Annotated in this window: 13 protein-coding genes and 1 pseudogene; 5 read left to right on the top strand and 9 right to left on the bottom strand. The window is 62.6% G+C overall.

Annotated features, from left to right (window positions below):
* Positions 1-14 precede the first annotated feature (14 nt).
* Positions 15-3,488 (bottom strand): transglutaminase family protein, encoded by a 3,474-nt coding sequence (locus A6V37_RS19440; protein WP_064286230.1) that lies wholly within the window; start codon positions 3,486-3,488, stop codon positions 15-17.
* A gap of 335 nt (positions 3,489-3,823) precedes the next feature.
* Here A6V37_RS19440 and A6V37_RS19435 point away from each other — a divergent pair, with 335 nt between their 5' ends.
* Together A6V37_RS19435 and A6V37_RS19430 are read left to right on the top strand one after the other, a co-directional pair.
* Positions 3,824-4,909 (top strand): zinc-binding metallopeptidase family protein, encoded by a 1,086-nt coding sequence (locus A6V37_RS19435; RefSeq protein ID WP_064267355.1) that lies wholly within the window; start codon positions 3,824-3,826, stop codon positions 4,907-4,909.
* Between the two features lie 211 nt (positions 4,910-5,120).
* Positions 5,121-6,968: an adhesin gene (locus A6V37_RS19430; protein WP_100249378.1), complete on the top strand. Its 1,848-nt coding sequence runs from the start codon at positions 5,121-5,123 to the stop codon at positions 6,966-6,968.
* A 95-nt stretch (positions 6,969-7,063) separates the two neighbouring features.
* Here A6V37_RS19430 and A6V37_RS19425 read toward each other — a convergent pair whose 3' ends face one another.
* The 3 genes from A6V37_RS19425 to A6V37_RS19415 form a co-directional block, all read right to left on the bottom strand.
* Positions 7,064-8,344: a DUF3443 domain-containing protein gene (locus tag A6V37_RS19425; protein ID WP_064267356.1), complete on the bottom strand. Its 1,281-nt coding sequence runs from the start codon at positions 8,342-8,344 to the stop codon at positions 7,064-7,066.
* 11 nt (positions 8,345-8,355) lie between these two features.
* Positions 8,356-8,778 carry a DUF2844 domain-containing protein gene (locus tag A6V37_RS19420; RefSeq protein ID WP_207547610.1) on the bottom strand — a complete coding sequence of 141 codons (423 nt, stop codon included), beginning with the start codon at positions 8,776-8,778 and terminating at the stop codon, positions 8,356-8,358.
* A 621-nt stretch (positions 8,779-9,399) separates the two neighbouring features.
* Positions 9,400-9,825, bottom strand: coding sequence for a phasin family protein (locus A6V37_RS19415; RefSeq protein WP_064267358.1), 426 nt, complete (start codon positions 9,823-9,825; stop codon positions 9,400-9,402).
* 314 nt (positions 9,826-10,139) lie between these two features.
* On the opposite strand from A6V37_RS19415, the gene A6V37_RS19410 reads away from it, so the two are divergent.
* Positions 10,140-10,580 (top strand): tetratricopeptide repeat protein, encoded by a 441-nt coding sequence (locus A6V37_RS19410; RefSeq protein WP_064267359.1) that lies wholly within the window; start codon positions 10,140-10,142, stop codon positions 10,578-10,580.
* Between the two features lie 719 nt (positions 10,581-11,299).
* Complete coding sequence (locus tag A6V37_RS19405; RefSeq protein ID WP_064267452.1) at positions 11,300-12,067, top strand: DUF4410 domain-containing protein; 768 nt, start codon at positions 11,300-11,302, stop codon at positions 12,065-12,067.
* 129 nt (positions 12,068-12,196) lie between these two features.
* On the opposite strand, the pseudogene A6V37_RS19400 reads toward A6V37_RS19405, so the two are convergent.
* The 5 genes and pseudogenes from A6V37_RS19400 to A6V37_RS19380 all read right to left on the bottom strand — a co-directional run.
* Positions 12,197-12,430: pseudogene (locus A6V37_RS19400) on the bottom strand (AMP-binding enzyme); the annotation flags it as partial.
* Positions 12,431-12,492: 62 nt separating this feature from the next.
* A complete protein-coding gene (locus A6V37_RS19395; protein ID WP_064286229.1) occupies positions 12,493-14,313 on the bottom strand; it encodes an alkyl sulfatase dimerization domain-containing protein in 1,821 nt (606 codons plus the stop codon).
* Positions 14,310-15,926: a GMC family oxidoreductase gene (locus tag A6V37_RS19390; protein WP_064267362.1), complete on the bottom strand. Its 1,617-nt coding sequence runs from the start codon at positions 15,924-15,926 to the stop codon at positions 14,310-14,312. Before A6V37_RS19390 ends, A6V37_RS19395 begins: the two co-directional genes overlap by 4 nt.
* A gap of 88 nt (positions 15,927-16,014) precedes the next feature.
* Positions 16,015-16,692, bottom strand: a complete 678-nt coding sequence (locus A6V37_RS19385; RefSeq protein WP_082904863.1) for a TetR/AcrR family transcriptional regulator — start codon at positions 16,690-16,692, stop codon at positions 16,015-16,017.
* A 184-nt stretch (positions 16,693-16,876) separates the two neighbouring features.
* Positions 16,877-17,800, bottom strand: coding sequence for a LysR family transcriptional regulator (locus A6V37_RS19380; RefSeq protein ID WP_165614427.1), 924 nt, complete (start codon positions 17,798-17,800; stop codon positions 16,877-16,879).
* A 192-nt stretch (positions 17,801-17,992) separates the two neighbouring features.
* On the opposite strand from A6V37_RS19380, the gene A6V37_RS19375 reads away from it, so the two are divergent.
* Complete coding sequence (locus A6V37_RS19375) at positions 17,993-19,315, top strand: MFS transporter (RefSeq protein ID WP_082902670.1); 1,323 nt, start codon at positions 17,993-17,995, stop codon at positions 19,313-19,315.
* Positions 19,316-19,391: the final 76 nt, after the last annotated feature.

The raw sequence follows: 19,391 nt of genomic DNA, 5'->3' as shown, positions 1-19,391 counted from the left end.
GCGTTTTAACAGTTTTACCAGTAGCGCAGGTCCAGCGTGAACGGAAACTCGAGACCGCGCTGCGGCTCATCGACCGTGAGCGGCCCCGGCGTATGTCCCGACGCGTAGAAACGCGCGCGCCGCCGGCTTTCAGCCTCGTAGGCGTTGACCGGGAAGGTGTCGTAACTGCGCCCGCCCGGATGAGCGACATGATACTGGCATCCGCCCACCGAGCGGGCAGTCCATGTATCGACCAGATCGAAAGTGAGTGGCGCGTCCACGCCGATGGTCGGATGCAGCGCCGACGGCTGCGACCACGCGCGAAAACGCACACCGGCCACATATTCGCTGACGCGGCCGGTCGGCTGCAACGGCACCGGCACCCCGTTGACGGTCACTACGTGGCGGTTGCCGTTCAGGCCCAGCGCGCGCACTTCGAGCCGTTCCACCGATGAATCCACGTAACGCACCGTGCCGCCCGGGGAGCCTTCCTCGCCCATCACGTGCCACGGTTCGAGGGCGCTGCGGATCGTCAGCTCGATGCCGTTCACCGAGACCTCGCCAACCAGCGGGAAACGGAATTCGAAGTGCGGCGCGAACCAGCTGCTGTCGAACGCGAAGCCCGCGCGGTTCAACTCGCCGAGCACGTCGTCGAAATCCATCTTGACGAAAGTGCCGAGCAGGAAGCGGTCGTGCAGTTCGGTGCCCCAACGCGTGAGCCGCTGCGTGTACGGCGTATGCCAGAAGCGCGCCACCAGCGCGCGCAGCAACAGTTGCTGCACGAGACTCATGCGCGCGTGCGGCGGCATTTCGAAACCGCGCAGTTCGAGCAGGCCGAGACGGCCGGTAGGACCATCGGGCGAATAGAGTTTGTCGATGCAGAACTCGGCGCGGTGCGTATTGCCCGTCACGTCGATCAGGATGTTGCGCAACGAGCGGTCGATCATCCAGGCCGGCAGGCTCGCGCTATCGCGGCCGCCGAGCAGGTCGATCTGCCGCTGCAATTCGCGCAACGCCACTTCGAGCTCATAGACCTGATCGTTGCGGGCTTCGTCGATCCGCGGCGCCTGGCTGGTCGGTCCGATGAACAGGCCCGAGAACAGGTACGACAGTGAAGGATGGTTGTGCCAGTACGCGAGCAGGCTGGCGAGCAGATCGGGGCGGCGCAGGAACGGGCTGTCGGCGGGTGTCGCGCCGCCGAGCACGAAGTGATTGCCGCCGCCGGTGCCGGTGTGCCGGCCGTCGGTCATGAACTTCTCGCTGCTGAGATAGCTTTCATGCGCCGACTGGTACAGATACTCCGTGTGATCGACCAGTTGATCCCAATTCGCCGCCGGGTGAATGTTCACTTCGATCACACCGGGGTCCGGCGTCACCTGCAACATTTTGAGGCGCGCATCGCGCGGCGGCGGATAGCCTTCGAGCACCACCTGCATGCGCAACTCGGCCGCCGTCGCTTCGACCGCCGCGAGCAGTTCGAGATAGTCGTCGAGTTCCGTGAGCGGCGGCATGAACACATGCAGCAGCGTGCGGCCGCTGCCGAACGCCGCCGTTTCGGCCTTCGGGCCGGCGGCGCGCTTGGGGTCGCGCGCTTCGACGCAAATCGCCGTGCGGATCGTTTCCTTCGACGATTGGCCGCGCGCCGGCGCCTCGCCGTCGCCACGCTGCGGCGCAAAGGCAAGCACGCCGGCGCCCGGCATGCCGCTCAGCAAGTCCGCCGCCGAGGAAGACAACGCCGCCGCCCGCCGTGCATCGGCCGGGCTCACCGTCTGCGGCGCGCCGTCGTATTGCAGGCGCAACTGTGCGGCCGATCGCAAGGGCACGGGCGGCGCGAACGGATCATGCGCGTGCTGATACGGGTAGTCGGTCTTCGACACCCAGGGCAGCGTGTCGAGCGGCAGGCGATAACCCATCGGCGAATCGCCCGGAATCAGATACATGCGCTCGTCGCGGAAGAACCAGCGGCCGCTGACCCACTTCGGCGACTGGTGCGGCACGTCGCGTTCGCGTGCGAGCGGCAGCACATAACCGGTTGCTTGCGAGAGGCCCGCGTCGAACACGCGACGCAGACGCACGCGCTCGAGTTCGTCGTCGAGCCGGGCGTCGAATGGATCGACGTTGACGGGCAGGCGGCGCTCGCGCCACAGGTAGTACCAGACGTCCTCGAAACCGGGCTGGATGCAGTCCGTGTCGAGCGCCAGTTTGGTCGCGAGATGCGCGATGAAACGCTGGGCGTCGGCGGCGGTGTAGTTGCCGGGCTCGCGTTCGTCGCCGAAGAGCGCCGGGTTGTGCCAGCACGGCTCGCCATCGGCGCGCCAGTACAGCGACATCGCCCAGCGCGGCAATTGCTCGCCGGGATACCACTTGCCCTGGCCGATATGCAGGAAGCCGTTCGCGCCGTAGCGCGAGCGCAGCTTGTCCATCAGCGCCACCGCGTAGCCGCGTTTGGTCGGGCCGAGCGCGTCGGTGTTCCATTCGGCGGCGTCGCGGTCGCGCACCGAGACGAAGGTCGGCTCGCCGCCCATGGTCAGGCGCACGTCCATGCCGGCGAGCTGCTGGTCGACCTGCGCGCCCATTTTGAGCACATCGGCCCATGCCTCCTCGCTATACGGCTTGGTGACGCGCGGCGTCTCCAGGATCCGTTCGATCGACATGGTGTGCGCGAACTCGACCTCGGACTCGTCGACGGCGCCGGAGATCGGCGCTGCACTGCCCGGCTCCGGCGTGCAGGCGACGGGGATATGCCCTTCTCCCGCCAGCAGGCCCGAAGTCGGATCGAAGCCGATCCAGCCGGCGCCCGGCAGGTACACCTCGCACCACGCGTGCAGGTCGGTGAAATCGACCTCCGTGCCGCTCGGGCCGTCGATGGATTTGACGTCGGGCGCAAGCTGCAGCAGGTAGCCGGACACGAAGCGCGCGGCGAGCCCCAATTGCCGCAAGGTCTCGACCAGCAGCCAGCCCGAGTCGCGGCACGAGCCCGAGGCGTTCACCAGCGTTTCCTCGGGCGTCTGCACCCCCGGCTCCATCCGGATCAGGTAGCGGATCTCATGTTGCAGCCGCTGATTCAGCGCGACGAGGAAGTCGGAGGTGCGAGCGGGCGTACGGTCGATACTCGCCACGAACTCGGCGAAGCGCGGCGTCATCGGCCGCTTGATGCGGTACGGGGCGAGCTCCAGCGCGAGGTCCGACGAATACTCGAAGGGGAATTGCTCGGCCGAGGGTTCTAGAAAGAAATCGAACGGGTTGTAGACCGCCATCTCGGCGATCAGATCCACCGTCACCTTGAATTCGCGGGTCTTCTCCGGGAATACGAGGCGCGCCTGATAGTTGGCGAAGGCGTCCTGCTGCCAGTTGACGAAGTGCTGGGCCGGCTCGACCCGCATGGAATACGACAGGATCGGGGTCCGGCAATGCGGCGCCGGCCGCAGACGCACGACCTGGGGCGACAGCGAAACCAGCCTGTCGTAGCGGTAATGTGTGACGTGATGCAACGCGACGCGTATGGACACACCGGACTCCTGGACGAAGGATGGCAGCCCGCCAAAAAGCAAGCTTCATGCCGTTGATTTAACCAGCGCGAAAAAAAACACGTGGACTGGAGCAACAGCCCGGATCACCGACCACTGCGAAGTGTGCCACGCTTGCCAAGCGTCCGGTCGATTGGACAGCGCGCGCTTTCACCGCCTGTTCCGCCTTTCCCGCCGCCACGCACCAAAGCGGCGCAGCGCCCGTGCACGATCATGCACGTAATGTGCGTTAAACCAGTGACGGCTGGCAAATGCGGCATGAAGATTGCGGAGGATGTACGCCTTTGACGGCCCCCCTCACCACCCAGGCACGATCAATGAAAACCTTCCATTGCAACCGCTGTTCGCACGTTGTGTTCTACGAAAACGTGCGCTGCGAACGCTGCGAGTCGTTGCTCGGCTATGTGCCCGAACTGGCGGAAATCAGCGCCTTTGAAGACGCCGGCAAAGGGCGCTGGCGCAGCCTGCACCCGGGTGCCGAAGGCGCGCTGTTTCGTCAATGCCACAACTACGCGGTCGAAAACGTCTGCAACTGGATGATCCCCGACGACTCGCCCAGCCCGCTGTGCCGCGCCTGCCAGCTGACCTGCACGATTCCGAATCTGGGGGTGCCGGACAACCGGCTCTACTGGTACCGGCTGGAAGTGGCCAAACGGCGCCTCCTGTACACGCTGGCCGGGTTCGGTTTCGACGTTCACTCGCGTGAGGCCGATCCGGAGCATGGCCTGGAGTTCGAGTTCCTCGAGGACAGCGACGACGGCTCGCCCGTCATGACCGGCCACGACAAGGGCCTCATCACGCTGAACATCGCTGAAGCGGACGACGCTCATCGCGAGAAAGTGCGCACCGCCATGGGCGAGCCCTACCGGACCCTGCTCGGCCACTTCCGCCACGAGACGGGCCACTACTACTTCAGCCAGTTGATCGCGAATAACCCGCGCTGGCTCGAGCCGTTCCGCAAGCTATTCGGCGACGAACGCGCCGACTACGGCGAGGCGCTGATCGCCCACTATCGCAACGGCGCGCCCGCCGATTGGCAGGCCTCGCATGTCAGCGCATATGCCGCGATGCATCCCCTGGAAGACTGGGCCGAGACGTGGGCGCATTACCTGCTGATCGTCGACGTGCTGGACACGTCCACCTCGTACGGCCTCGCGCTGCTGCCCGACGATCCGGGCGAACCGACGCTGACCGACCAGACGCCGGTGGAAGACGCGAGCTTCGAAAATCTGATGAAGCGGTGGTTTCCGCTCACGTACGCGTTGAACAGCCTGAACCGCAGCCTCGGCATGGCGGACGGCTATCCGTTCGCGCTGGCCGCGCCGGTGGTGGACAAGCTGCGCTTCGTGCATCGCGTGATCGCGCAGGCCGGCAAGCCTGGCCAAAAGCCTCTCTCAAAATAAGACTCCTCCTAGATTCATCCTGGTCGAATTCTTTGACAATTGTCTTCATTCGGCGAAACGCGGGAAGCGCAAGCGGTCCTCAGCCTGTTTGACGCACCCGCAACGACGCGTGGCGACCTGCCGCAGGTTACGCGCCGCACCGTTCGCCTCCCTGTCACTGACCATGACGCGCATGCAGACCGACGCATGCGGTTCACCAACGACCACGGCCATGAGTTCATCCTTCTCCCTCGATCGCTTCGAATCCCAGCTCCAGTCCCGCGACTACGACGCCGCCCACGAAGAATTCACCGCACTGCTCCTCAAACTTTCGAAAGACCGTGGCACGCTCGGCGACGAACGCTTTGCGCGGACCGATCCGAACGCTCCGGATAACGAACAATCGATGCAGACTTTGCAGCGCATTGCCGACGGATTCACGGCGCTCTTGTCGGCACCCGAATACACACTCCCGGCGAAAAAGATGAACGTCATGTTCTGGGGGCGGCCGTGGATCAATATGATCTTTGCGGTGACCTCGTATGGATCGACGGATCACATCGTCCGCACGCTTCTCGATCAAACGCAGGCTCGCCACGACAAAGCCGCCCACGATGCCATCACGCGCAAGCAGTTGGTGCTTTATACATCGGGCTCGCAATACGACATCGATTTCGACGCGCTTCACCGTTGCGACCCGGCGCTCGCCGCGAGCCTCGGCGTTTCGATCGTCAGCGCCGCTGTGCACATTACGCCTACCGCGCATGAAAAGCGCGAGCGGCTGCTCGAATGGCTGCCAGGCGCTCTGGACACTATTGAAGACCTCGACGATTTGCCGACGTCTGCCGTGTGCGGTGCCTACATGCACTGCAGCTATTCGACCTCTCCTGAGCGGCACGCAATCAAGCGCAGCATCAGCAAGTTAGTCCGCAAGAAGCTGGGAACACTAGGCCTGCTCGAGCATGAGGCCAAAGTCGCGCGAACCCGTGTGAAGGGCCGCAAGCCGGTGATGCTCGTGGTCCTCGAATGGTTCACAGGCGGCCACTCGATCTACCGGACCCATTCGCGCACCCTGCTCGCCGCGCGCAAGCATTTCGAAGTGGTCGCGTTCGGCGAGGCGCAGCATGTCGACGCAACGGGACGTGCGATTTTCGACTGCTTTATTGAGTTCGATCATCCGGAATACATTGGTGACTGCATCCGCCAGATCCAGGAATTCGCCACGCGTGAGAAGCCGGATGTGCTCTATATGCCGAGCGTCGGCATGTTCTCGCACACGATCTTTCTGTCGAATCTGCGCGTGGCTCCGCTGCAGATCGCGGGTCTCGGACACCCAGCCACCATGCACGCCGCTCACATGGACTACGTGAGCGTCGAAGACGATTTCGTCGGCGACCCGGCATGCTTCAGCGAGAAAATGCTGCGTTTGCCGAAAGACGGCCAACCGTACGTGCCGTCGAAATTGCTCACTGAGATCGTCCCATCTGTGCCGAAACGACGCGCGGTCGTCCATATCGCGGTGACGGCGAGTGCGATGAAAATCAACCCGAATTTTCTTGAGGCATGCAAAGCAATCTCACACACCGCTCGTGTGCCGGTGCGGTTTCATTTCATGACCGCCTGGCGCGAGGGCATGGATCTGGCGTACGTCAGAAAGTCGATTTACGCCACGCTGCCGCAATCGTACGTGGATGTGTACGGCTCGCTCAGCTATCCGACCTATCTGAAGATCCTCAACACGATGGACATGTTCATCAGTCCGTTCCCTTTCGGCAACACGAACGGCATTGTCGATTCGTTCACCATGGGTCTGCCCGGCGTCAACCTGTGCGGGCGAGAGGTCTTCGAGCATATCGACAGCGGCCTGTTCGAGCGCGCGGGGCTGCCCTCGTGGCTGACGGCTCACTCGACCGGCGAATACATTCAGGCCGCCGTGCGCCTCGCCGAACAGCACGAGGAACGCGAGGCGCTGCGTCAACGTTTGATCGATGAAAAAGCTGTCGAACGCATTTTCAAAGGACGGCCGGAAGTGTTTGGCCAAGGCGTGCTGAAATTGTTGAACGGTCTCGACACGATCTAGTCGGAAAACCGCGCCACATTGGCAAACGGGCCGCGCCGGAATATGTTCCAGCGCGGCCCGTTTTCACATCACGCGAGTTCGGTTGTTGCTGAAGCTCAATAGGCGACGTAAGGTCCGGTGCCGCCCGGCGTCGACTGCTGCTCGACAGCAGCGTACACATTGCGGCCATAGAAGAACGGCAATCCCCAGTCGAATATCGACGACCTGACGAAAGCCGGCCCCGCCAGCAGCGGCAGCGCGGAATCACCGCTGTATGTCTGCGAGATCGCGGAAGCGTTGCCGACACTGAAGCTCACGGCGCTCGTCGTTCCGTTCGCCCCCTGGATCATGGCGCTGAGTTGCTGGGTAGAAACCGGGCAGTAGTACGCACTGTTCGGGCTGGCGCATACCGGCAGTGCGCTCGTCTGGAAGAACAGGCCCGTCGAGCCGCTGTCCAGAATACTGCTCGAATACGTGGTGCCGTTCTGCACCGTCGTGAAGGTCCCGTTCGACGGACTCACGCCGATCACCTGCGCACTGCCCAGCGCGTTGTTGGCCTGCGTGCCGATGCCGAACACCAGTTGCCCGTTGACGGACTGCGCACCGCCGGAGACCGTCGGCAGGCTCAGCATCGAGCCGTTGTTGTCGGTAGCGAAGTACGGAATCGGATTGGCAACCTGAAGTGACTCAGCCATGGGAATCGACGTACACGGCGTAGCGTTGCAACCGTAGTACGTGCCGGCCAGCGCCTGCTGCACGCAATTCGCGCCGCAGTCGTGCTTGAACACCCCGATCCCGAGAATGCCATTGGCCTGCAGCGCGCCCGGCGTGTTGCGCGACGCGCCGACGCTCGCGCAATCCGACGGCAGCGACGCGTAGTTCGGGTCGATCACCTGAATCGGCAGTGAGGAAGCCTTTTCACCGGCAATCTGCAAATCGGCGAGCTTCACCGGCCCCCACGTGTAGCCGTCGAAGAACTGCATGCATTCGGCCACCTGATTGCCCGCAGCGTCCTTCTGTTGCGGCAGCGTCATGGAAGCCGGCAGTTGCGACGCGAACACGCGCACGCCCCACGAGCCGGTGTCGACCAGCACGTGAGCGATGGTTTGGCACTGCGTGGTGCCGGGCGCGCAAATCGTGATGCTGACGAACGGCATGTTCGGCACGTCGCTCACGCCGGAATCGACTGTTACGCGCACCGCGTTCGCGGCTAACGCCTGCGTCGAAGGCGCCGTATTGGTCACCGTGGGGCCGGCCGAGGTGCCGGTGGAGTTGCCGGAGTTGGCCGCGCTGCTGGAACCGCTGGAGCCGCCGCCACCCCCGCCGCCGCAGGCGCTGATCAGCAACGCGAGCAACGCCGCGCCCAGCAGGGTCTTGAACGAAGAGATATAACGCATGATCTGCTCCGTTATTGAATGACGCCGACATCGACGCCCGCGGGCACCGCTTGCGGCAAATAGGCATGGCCGGAGAACGCGCGCAAATGCCCGCCGGAGTAGACCACCAGCTCGTTGCTAGAGACCGCGAGCGGCGTGCCGCGGCGCGTCGCCACAGCGGCGACGTACGCATCGAACGAAACGCCGAGCATGGATTTCAGATCGGGCAGCGTCGGGCCTTCCCATGCGACACCGAACACGATGCCATTCGGCGCGACGTACTCGCGCACCTGCGTGCCGGACGGCAAGGTCATCAGGTGTACCGAATACGCGCTTTGCGTATTTGCCGAGTGTGCGACTGCGTGCAAGCGGAGCTGATCGCTGTCGATAGTGCTGGCGTTCTGGCCGAGTGTCGCGTGAGCGGCAAACGACAGCGCGCAGCTTGCCCCGAGCATGGCGCGGGCCATGCTTGAATAAAGCGTCGGTTTCAAGAGAATCCCTTCGAGGTGAACCGCTCGTGATCCGGCCTCGAGCCGATCACGAACGCAGAATTAGGGGCGCACGCCTGACCGGTGGAGCAGGTACCGTATTCACACTGGCTGGGCTGCGTGAATGCGTCTACGGAGTGGCGGCGCCAAACTTTAGTGGTCGCGACGAAGCGTGGCAATCGTTTGCGGATCGATTTAAACCATTTTTCGGCGCGCGGCCGTTCGAACCCGTTTGATATTTGAGGACCAGATCGCCAAATGACGGCGCTTGAGAGCAGGTTTTTGCTGCGCGGCTCGTTTAAAGCGAACAACCGTGCAAATTGTTGAGACCACAACCAAAAATTTTTTATGCGCGCCGCGTTGCACGGCCAATGTAAGTGATTGCTGAAAACGCCGCAGAAAAAGCCGGTTTTCCTCTGATAATAAGGCGCACCAGACGCATTATTCGTGTGAAGAGAAACGAGTGACGCGAAAGCGATCCGCGTGATAAAAAAATGCCGCGAATGATTCCATCATCATTCGCGGCATTGGTCTTTCAAACAAACGTATGCTTGACTCGAATCGAACGATTCAATGTGTCAGCAGCCGTTATTTCTTCTGCTGTTGCAGGAGCGATTTAAGCTCCTGGACATTTTCTTCTACGCGTTTTGCGATCACCGCATACGACTCGGCTTGCGTCTGATAGGCCGCTTGCGCCAACTGCTGCATGTCGGCCAGCGCCTTATGCAAGCTCTGCTGGATCAGATCAGCGGTGTTCGCCGTAGGCGCCGCGCCGCCCGCCGACAATTGGCCCGTCAGCGACTGCAATTCGCCGAGGGTCGCACGCAACATATCGGCCTGCTTCTGCGCCAGCGACTGCATGCCCTGGAAAGCCGTCTGATTTGCCTGAACCAGTGCTTCCATGTCCTTGCGTCGCGCTTCCATGATGGCGGGTACGTCGAAGCCGGGGAGCTTGAACTGCTCCAGCATTTTGGTGAAATCGCCAAACGGATTGGCGGCGTCAGGTCGGTTCATGCGACATCCTCCTTAACGGTTGAATACTTGCCGGCGGTGCATTGCCGCGTGACGTTGCCGTGACGCATGCACTGGCGGCCTCGCTTGCACTGTCCATCCCGCGGAGTCCGGCTGGTTGTGGGGTCGGACGGCACATCGGATCAATCATGCGCTATCCGCGCGCATTGCGCCAGTGGGCGCGCCCAGCCACACCGCACGCAAGACTCGGTAAGTTACGAAACAGCGTCAGTAACCCCGCGAATCGGCGTGTCGACTATCGTTGTGCTTGGGCTGGCGCACGGTGGCGCCGGCGCGGTTTCGATGGGAGCGAAATCATGACAAGAGCAATATTGAGCACGGCGCTGTGCGCCGTTCTGACCATGGCCGCGACGGCCGCGTTTGCACAGGAAGCGCCGCCGCCACCCGCGGCCGCGCGCACGCATAGCGAGGCGCAGCGTGACGACGGCCCGCCTGCGTTTCATGACCGGATGGGCCCGATTGGCCCCGGCTTCGCAGTCGTCAACGATCTGGAGCAGTTGCGCCGCCTGTATGCGATGAGCGGGCGTGAAAGCGAAATTATCGCCGTATATCACGAGGTGTTGAACAAAACGCAGGATCCCATGCTGCGTCACTACGTCTACGACGCGTTGGCTCGCGAGCAGTTGAAGCCTGCCAATCCCGACCAGGCGATCGCCACGCTGCGCACCAGTCTTTCAGAAGACCTTGCCGCATCGAACAAGCTGCCGCACGGCATGCCGCCGCCGTCTCAGCCGTAGTAAGTCCTCACGCTTTGATCCCGTGACACAAACGGCACCGCGGGATCACCTCGGCACTCACGCCGATACACGTCTGACGAGGGCGTTTTTCCGCCTGTCGACCGGGACCGAGAAACGAAGCCAGTTGGATCCACGATTGGAAGCGCTCCCGTCGACGAACCACGCCGCCGTTCATCGCGCTACGTTAGCTTTCCCACATTGCCGCGAGTCTGGCCACTTTTCATCTTCTGTCAGGTGATTAGGATGAGAGCACTGCAACGCTGGTGCCCAGGTGACATATGAGCTATCCACTGAATGTGGCTGTTGCCGCCGCCCTATTGATCTTCGTCATGACCTGCCTCGGCCAGCTCATCTTGCGCTGATACCGAATGCCCGTTATCCGGGCACACCGTTTCACGACTTCACACCACACCGGTGAGGTCGAATCTCCCGCGCACGCGCTCGCTTTCCTTGCCCATTCAAATGTTTTCGCCGCGCGCGAAAGGTCCACGCGACGGCGCGCCGCGCCGTGACATCGTGCGAAATAATTGTTGAATGGAGTTCGGAAAGGGACTCCCCCATACTTCGTTTCGCTGCCGGTGCGTACGAAACACGACGCATGAGATCAAGGGTGCTTCAGGTGCGATGCGTTTCGCCGATGATCAACGATCCTACGGTTGCCCGATCATCGGAAGAACCGTTCGAACATACCGGCCCTACGTGCCGACGACAGGATGATCATGTTGAACACAGTAAAGCTTTTCAAACAGAACGCAGCCCGTATTCTTTGCGTGACGATGGTTTGCGGCAGCGCGCTGTTGACCGGCTGCGCCGGCAGCAGCATCAAGAACGCAACCGAGGCGAGCGCGCCGGTTCAGGTGCGGCCGGACAATATCTACGTGTACACCTTCGACGCCAATCCGGATGACGTCAAACTGGACGGCGGCATGCTGCAGAAGATGAAGACCCACCTCGACGGTTCATCGGCGGCGCAACAGCAGGTCGCAGATGCGGACAAGGTACGCGAGCAGGTCGCCGATGAAATCGTGCATCAACTGCAATCGATGGGTCTGCGCGCGATTCGCTCGGACGTCCCCGCGCCTGCCGACCAGAACGTGCTGCTCGTGCAAGGCAGCTTCGACAAGATCGACTCGGGCAATCGCCGCCGCCGCATCCTGATCGGGCTCGGCGCGGGCAAGAGCCAGGTGAGCTCGTCGGTACAGATTCTGTATAAGCCGGCGGGCGGCACGCCGCGGCTGGTGCAAACCTTCACCGCCAACGCGGATAGCGGCAAAGCGCCTGGCATGGCCGAAACTGCCGGCGTGGGCGCGGCTGCCGGCGGCATTGCGACTGCGGCGGCGGTGGGCGGCGGCTTGCACGCCGTATCCGAAACCAAGCGGGCCGGCGTTTCATCGGATGCGAAGCGCCTCGCCGATGCAGTGGCCAAGCAGATCGGAGAGATTGGCGTGAGCGGCGGCTGGCTCTCGACGGAGCACACCAAAGGTTAATCGACGGCAAACGGTGTGATGCGGCAAAGCCGAGCGGCAAAGTGAGATTGAAGTCCACTTTGCCGCTCGGCTTTTTAGCCTTCGTATAGCGCAGCCGATTTGAATCGTGCCGCTGCGCCGCGTGCGCTTTCAGTTGTTCTGCCTGCTCGCGTTGCGGCTCAACTCCTCGTCACGCAGAACACGCCGCAAAATCTTGCCGACGTTCGTCTTTTTCAGTTCGGTGCGGAATTCAATGAGCTTCGGACGCTTGTAGCCGGTCAATTGGTCCTTGCAAAAAGCGAAGAGATCCGCTTCTGTGCGCGACGGATCCTTCTTCACCACGAACAGCTTGACTGCCTCGCCGGATAGCTCATCCGGCATGCCTGGCGGGGACGATTTCAGCCAGATCTTCTCCATCTGTATCTCCCGGGCCTCTCGATCGCGCTTTAGCGGGCGGCGAGTGCAGGCATGCGTTGCGGCGGCCGGTCAAAACAATCGAAGAAAGCGCGCAGCTGCACGAGCGTGCCCCGTTCGAGCGTCACGCTCCCATTCGCGAGGTTTGCCGGCAACTGGTTTGCCATATCGCCCAGCAACGAGTAGAGCGTGGCGGCATCGAGCGCGAGCTGGATATCGGTGGTCTCGGGTTGGCGCTCGTGAATCCGCAGCACGCCGCGTCGCAATTCGAGGCCATACGCCTCGTCACGGTCGCTAATGCGGAACGTCAACGTCATCTGCACATTGGCGCAACGCACGGGATCGACGCGCATGCTGAAACCCTGAAACAGATTGCGCAACGGCTGCGCACGCAGCACGTCCTGCGAAGCCAAAGCCGCAATCCCCCTGAACGGGAGATCGTCGTAGTCCCGCTCCAGTTCGCGCGCCGCGCTCAGGTACCAGTTGCGCCAATTGGTATTCACGGTGCGGTAGCCCAGTTCACGCAGCGCCGTGGCTTTGATGCCGCGGGCCGCGGCGTCGTCGACATCGAGGCGGACCAGCAGGGTTGCCAGTTCGGCGGCCCAGCGCCAGTCCTCCTGGTCCAGTGCCACTTGCGCCGCTTTCTGCACGACGCCCGTGCCGCCCATCATCTCGACCATGCGGCTCGTGCGCTCGCGTCGAGGCAAAGGATCAAGCGACGCTGGGTCGCCGTCGAACCAGCCCAGTTGTCCCGCATAGACCTGCCGCACGGAATGCTTGACCGTGCCGTAGTACTCGCCGAGCCAGGGATGTTCCGCGAGATGCGGCGGCAGCGCGGGAATCGCTTCGGCGAGTTCCTCCGGTGTCATGCCAAGATTGATGTGACGGATGGCCTGGTCGTGGATGAACTGAATCGCGTCGCGATGGACGGACAACACGTCTTCCACCGCCGCCGCGCCGGACACCGCGCGGCCGTGCGCCGGCACCATATGCGCGGCCTTGAAGCCGCGCATCATGTCGATGGTCTGATACCAGCGCACCGGATCGCGATAACGCGTGCCGCGCAGCGTATGCACATTCGCGAGACATTCGCCCTGGATCACTTCCGCCGACAGCAACACGCCGAGATCCGGCAGCCACATCACGATCTCGTCGTCGGCCTCCGAAGGCGCATAACGGAATTCGAAGCGCACGCCCGCCAGCACGATATCGAGCCGGTCGTCGAACACGCGGGTCGGCGCGAAAAAAGTTGCCGGCTCCGAGACCAGCACCGGTCCGATTCCCGCGTTGACCTTGCCGGTCGCGCCCGGCGGCAGGAGCGCGCCGAAGCTGTAGGCGGAGCGCGTGCCGAGAATCGGGCCGACCAGGTTCGCATTGTTGATCACGATGTCCATGAGCGAGCGATGCGCGATGATCTCGACGCGGTCTTCCTCGAGCGCGGCTTCGTCGACGAACGCGCGGACACCGCCCGTGTGATCCGTGTGATTGTGCGTGTAGACGACCGCCTTCACCGGCAGTTCGCGATGACGCGGATCGATTGAACAGAAGTCCTCATAGATTCGCCGCGCAGGCGTGACCGCCTCGGTCACGTCGACCACCACGATGCCGTCGTCACCGACCACGAAGATGATGTTCGCGAGCGCATACCCAACCGCGCAGTACACGCGCTCCGCGACACGGTAAATCCGTTGGGCCATGCGGCGCGAATGCTCGGTGAGTTTCGGCGGCACGGTCGGCGCCGCGATCGCATAGGCGAGGTTGACGCCGGCGTCGAAGGCGACGTCGAGCGGGTCGCCAACGTGAGGTGCGTCAAAAGCGGGATTGCGGCTCGGTGCCGGGCAACATGCGGTCATGCGACGTCTCCTTGACGAATCAGATCGACCGCCTTTTCGGCGATCATGATGGTTGGGGCATTCGTGTTGCCCCCTATTAGCGTAGGCATTACCGATGCGTCCACGACGCGCAGGCCCGCAACACCTCGCACGCGCAGACGGTCGTCCACGACGGCCAGCGGATCGGCGCCCATGCGGCAGGTGCCGACCGGGTGATAGATCGAATCAGCGCGGCTCCTGATCATTCGCTCCACGTCCTTGTCATCCATGCCGGAGAGATGGACCTCCTGCAGGCGATAGCACGCGAACGCAGACTGCCCCATGATGGATTGCGTCATGCGGTACCCGTCGATCAGCGTTTGAACATCTTCCTGCGCGGCGAGGAAGTTGGGATCGATGACGGGTGCCAACATCGGATCGGCGCCAGCCAGCGTGAGCCGGCCAACGGATTTGGGGCGCAGCACGCACACATGACAGCTCACGCCGTAGCGGCCGAAGTGGCGACGCCGGCCGTGGTCGTCCGAGAAGGCAATCAGGAAGTGAAACTGCACGTCCGGCCGCTCCAGATCCGCGCGCGTGCGTGCGAAGCCGCCGGCTTCCGCGAAGTTGGTGGTGAGCGCTCCGCGCCCATCGCGGCGCCACGCGCGCAGCATGCCGGGCACTCGCAATGCCTGCCCGAGCGTCAGACCGAACACGGAGTTATCGTGGGTCTTATAGAGCGAGATGTAATCGATATGGTCCCGCAGATTGCGACCCACGCCCGCCAGATGATGACGCACGGGTATGCCGTGGCGCTGCAATTCGTCGCCGGGACCGATTCCCGACAGCATCAGGATCTGTGGGCTCTGAAATGCGCCGGCGCACAACACGACTTCACGTCGGGCATGGATCGTAAAGTCGCCGGCGCTGCCGCGGCAGCGAACGCCAGCCGCGCGTGTACCGTCGAACATCAACTGCAGAGCCTGCGTATCGGTCCACACCGTCAGGTTATTGCGCGCCATGGCCGGCCGCAGATAGGCACGCGCGGTGCTATGCCTGATGCCGTCGCGCTGCGTGACGTGATACAGGCCGAATCCTTCCTGTTGACGTCCATTGAAATCGTCGTTGTACGGATAGCCCGCTTGCTGCGCCGCAGCCACAAATGCTTGCGCGGCGGGATTAGGATCGCGTAGCGCCGCAACGTTCAACGGGCCGCCGCATGCGTGCCAGTTGTCGCCGCCCCGCTCGAAATTTTCCGCGCGCCGGAAATACGGCAGAACGTCGTCATGCCCCCAACCGCGATTGCCAAGCGCCGCCCAGTCGTCGTAGTCCGAATGATGCCCGCGCGTGTAGATCATCGCGTTGATGAGACTGGACCCGCCAAGCCCGCGGCCTCGCGGCTGGTACCCGCGGCGTCCCAGCAGCCCGGCCTGAGGCACCGTTTCGAACGCCCAGTTGTACTTGCCGCGCCGCGGCACCACAGCGGCTAACGCGGCAGGGCAACGCACCAGCATGCTGTCGTCCGGCGGCCCGCTTTCGATCAGGCACACCGAGACGTCCGGCTGCTCCGAAAGACGCGCGGCCAGCACGCTGCCCGCCGAACCGCCTCCCACGATCACGTAATCGAATCCGGCTGGACGACTGTTGGTATCCATGTTTCTCCTGTCTCTCCCGTTCTCAGGTTTTCGGGTTCTTAATCAATAGAAATCGGAATTCCTATTCCTATTTTTGGGCAAAAAAATTTTAGTCAGACAAACTCAGGCATCGCCGAAACTGCGTTTGCAGGTACGGCCCGAGCCGGCGGCTGGTCAGCGACAATGGACCCGGATCGTTCAGCACGCTGTTGACGAGCAAGCCGATGATCAACTGCAGCGCCGCGCGCACTTCGAACTCGAGCACGGCAGGCTTGACCTTGCGGGCACGTTGCTCGAAGAGCGCGTTGACGAGGCGCGGCACGATCAGCTTCAGCACCTCGTTACTGGTTTCCTTGACCGGGTCCCAACTGGTCTTAAGTTGCGACGAACGCACGAGCGACGCGTGATAAAGGCCGCGATTGCGGCGGAACGCCCGCACGTAGAGCGAAGCCACGGCGTCGGCAAGCACGCATGCGTCATTCGAACCCCACGCCGGATCACGCTCGATGAGTTCATGCACATAGCTGAGACTCTCGGTCATCACCATGTCCTGCACGACCTCGAAGAACATGTCCTTGTTGTCGAAGCGCCGGTAGAACGCCCCGATCGACGTGCCGGCACGCTCGACAATGTCGCTGATCGACAGGTCGTCGAGATTGCCGCTCGTCTCGATCAGATCGCGCCCCGCCTGCAGCATTCTCGTGAGACCTTCCTGGCTGCGGGTCTGCCGCGGCTCCGTAAGAGCGGCCCGCCCATACTCGCGTTTGCGTGTTCCAGTCGTAGTCATACGATGCTTGAGGTTTCGTGTTGCGACATGTTCAGGACCCTACCCGCGCCGTTCGACTCGAACCGGGCAGAAAGATCGGGACCGCGAAAATCGGAATTCAGATTCCGAATCGTGTACGATTGACACTGTCTTGTCAACCAGACTCGGGGAAAGTCCCATGCGAGCGATTCCGCCGAAGGCTATTTCAGGCCGTGCGATTCGCTTCGTTCATCAATTGCCCGGTCAGTTCGAGCGCGGAGCTTGCTGCAGGCGAAGGCGTGCGCTCCGCCAGATACACGAGCGCAAAGTCGAGGCTCAGCCGCATCGGATTGGTAATGGGTATGCGCGCGAGGCGGCCCGCCTCGATATCGGCGCGCACCGACGAAGCCGTGGCGAAAAACACGGCGTCGGTCTGCGCAACGACGTCTTTCAGCACCGAGACGTCGTTGCATTCGACCTGCAACGGAATCTGCTCATGCGCGCGAATCTTGAGCAGCCGATGCAGCGCGTCTTTCATGAACGCAGGCAGGGGCACCGTGACTAGCGGAAAATCGCGCAGCGCCGAGATCGGCACCGCATCGCGCTGCACGAGCGGATGGCCCGCCCGGGCAAACCAGCCCCCCTCGTGCCGCGCCAAGCGCTGCAAGGTGATATCCGGCGTCACGGACTGCAGACGGCGGTCGGTAACCAGAAAGTCGATCTGCTCGGCGCGCAGCTTGCCGAGCAGCGCCTCGCCTTCGCCCAACTCAACCGACATCTTGATCTTGGGAAAACGCCGCGAGAACTCGATCAGCAAATCGGGCAAGAGCACGACGGCCACATAAGGGCCGAGACCAATGCGCACTTCACCGAATTCGTACGCCTTCAGCAATTCGACGTCGCGCAGCAAGCACCGCGCCTCGAACAATACGCGCCGTGCCCGGCCCACGAGGAGGCTCCCTGCGGCAGTCATCGCGACGCCGCGTGCCGCGCGGTCGAAGAGCTTGATGTCCAGTTCTTCTTCGAGTGTCTGGATGCTGCGGCTCAATGCGGACTGGCTAAGATGCACCCGCTCGGCGGCCCGCGCAAAGCTGCCTTCTTCGGCGAGCGCGATCAGGTGAGTGAGCCGGCGCGAATTGATCTCATGCATGTTTTGCAAGCTCCCCATGTGAAGAATGCGCTTGAAGAAGCCGTTTATACCACGTCAAATGCGTGAAAATCGACAACCCGGCATCCCGAATAGCCGCGGGACCACTGGCATTGAACTCTCATTCTCCCAATCCAATGCTGCCGTACACTATTTTTTCGTTGCGATTGCAACGAATGCTTTGAGGAGTGTTGAATGCTTGAAACAGAAAGTTCCGGCTTCACGACCGCCGCCCACACGGCACCGGTAAATCGCACACAGCATCGCCGGTGGGCCGTTGTTGCGACGTTGTTCCTGTTCATGGCGATCAACTTCGCCGACAAGGCCGTGCTCGGACTCGTCGCGGTCCCGCTCATGCACGACATGCAGTTGTCCCCAAGCCAGTTCGGGTTGGTGGGGAGCGCGTTCTTCCTGCTGTTTTCGCTCTCCGGCATTGCGACCGGCGTCGTATCCGACCGCTGCAACATGAAATGGCTCATGGCCGCCCTTGCGCTGACATGGGCCGTTGCGCAACTTCCGCTCGGCTGGCCAACCACCTTCGCGATTCTGCTGCTCTGCCGGATTCTGCTGGGCGCGGGTGAAGGTCCGGCATCGCCACTCGCATTGCATGTTGTCTACACCTGGTTCGACGATCGCGAGCGCCACCTTCCAACGACCATCGTGCAGCAAGGCGCGACAGTAGGCGTCATTGTGTCGGGGCCGCTTCTCACCGCCATCTCGGAGCGCTGGAACTGGCACGCACCCTTTCTCGCACTGGGTGTCATCGGCTTCGCCTGGATGGTTTTATGGCTGGGTGTCGGTGGCACAAGCAATCATCGCCACGTTAGCGGCGAGGTGCCGGCGACGAGACAGGCGGTCACCACGCACAGCCAGCCGCCAATTCGCTACCTGAGTTTTCTCACCGACCGCACCATCATCGGCGTGATGCTGCAAAGTTTCGTCGGCTACGCGGTGATCACCATCGGCTTCACCTGGACACCGGCTTATCTGCGACTCGGACTCGACTTGCCGGCAACTCAGGCCGGCTGGCTGTTTGCTTTGCAAGTCGCCACGCAAATACCCGTGGGCATTGCGCTCGCGCTGTTCTCGCACTGGCTGCTCGAACGCGGAGTGCCTTCCCGGTTTGCGCGCGGCGCGCTGATCAGCGGCGCCTGCGTCGTGGCCGGCCTTGCATATGGCCTGCTTTATCTGGGTGTGCCACCTGCCGTCAAGATTGCCTTGATGGCCATCGCCAGTTCGCTGGCTATACAAACCTTCTCATTCGGACCCATGCTCGTCGCCGAGGTTGCGCCGGCGGAACGCCGGGGCGCGCTGCTCGCGATCACCAATTCAATCGTGACGATGGCAGGTTTGATGGGGCCGGTGGCCATGGGCACGCTGATTGGCTCACACCATGGCGCGCACGGCTATGAACTGGGTTTTGCGGCAACGGGCACGCTGTTGCTGCTGACTGGCGCGGCGGGTTTTGCCCTGCTCGATCCGCAATGTTCTATCCGCCGTCTGCAAAGCATGCGCTAGACGCGGCAACCGCGGTCCCGACGCGTTTCCGTCGGGACGTGTACCGTTTCCGTGTTTCGTGATCCGAAAATCAAGC

Source organism: Paraburkholderia ginsengiterrae (genome assembly GCF_001645125.1).
Lineage (GTDB): Bacteria > Pseudomonadota > Gammaproteobacteria > Burkholderiales > Burkholderiaceae > Paraburkholderia > Paraburkholderia ginsengiterrae.
Note: the sequence above shows the minus strand (reverse complement) of the source record. Positions and strands in the feature narration are given on the sequence as shown.

Excerpts from the sequence above, each read along its gene's own strand:
- A6V37_RS19390 (WP_064267362.1), bottom strand. The coding sequence starts at position 15,926 with ATGGATACCAACAGTCGTCCAGCCGGATTCGATTACGTGATCGTGGGA.
- A6V37_RS19420 (WP_207547610.1), bottom strand. The coding sequence starts at position 8,778 with ATGCTCGGGGCAAGCTGCGCGCTGTCGTTTGCCGCTCACGCGACACTC.
- A6V37_RS19435 (WP_064267355.1), top strand. The coding sequence starts at position 3,824 with ATGAAAACCTTCCATTGCAACCGCTGTTCGCACGTTGTGTTCTACGAA.
- A6V37_RS19380 (WP_165614427.1), bottom strand. The coding sequence starts at position 17,800 with ATGCATGAGATCAATTCGCGCCGGCTCACTCACCTGATCGCGCTCGCC.
- A6V37_RS19405 (WP_064267452.1), top strand. The coding sequence starts at position 11,300 with ATGTTGAACACAGTAAAGCTTTTCAAACAGAACGCAGCCCGTATTCTT.
- A6V37_RS19395 (WP_064286229.1), bottom strand. The coding sequence starts at position 14,313 with ATGACCGCATGTTGCCCGGCACCGAGCCGCAATCCCGCTTTTGACGCA.
- A6V37_RS19375 (WP_082902670.1), top strand. The coding sequence starts at position 17,993 with ATGCTTGAAACAGAAAGTTCCGGCTTCACGACCGCCGCCCACACGGCA.
- A6V37_RS19410 (WP_064267359.1), top strand. The coding sequence starts at position 10,140 with ATGACAAGAGCAATATTGAGCACGGCGCTGTGCGCCGTTCTGACCATG.
- A6V37_RS19415 (WP_064267358.1), bottom strand. The coding sequence starts at position 9,825 with ATGAACCGACCTGACGCCGCCAATCCGTTTGGCGATTTCACCAAAATG.
- A6V37_RS19430 (WP_100249378.1), top strand. The coding sequence starts at position 5,121 with ATGAGTTCATCCTTCTCCCTCGATCGCTTCGAATCCCAGCTCCAGTCC.
- A6V37_RS19425 (WP_064267356.1), bottom strand. The coding sequence starts at position 8,344 with ATGCGTTATATCTCTTCGTTCAAGACCCTGCTGGGCGCGGCGTTGCTC.
- A6V37_RS19385 (WP_082904863.1), bottom strand. The coding sequence starts at position 16,692 with ATGACTACGACTGGAACACGCAAACGCGAGTATGGGCGGGCCGCTCTT.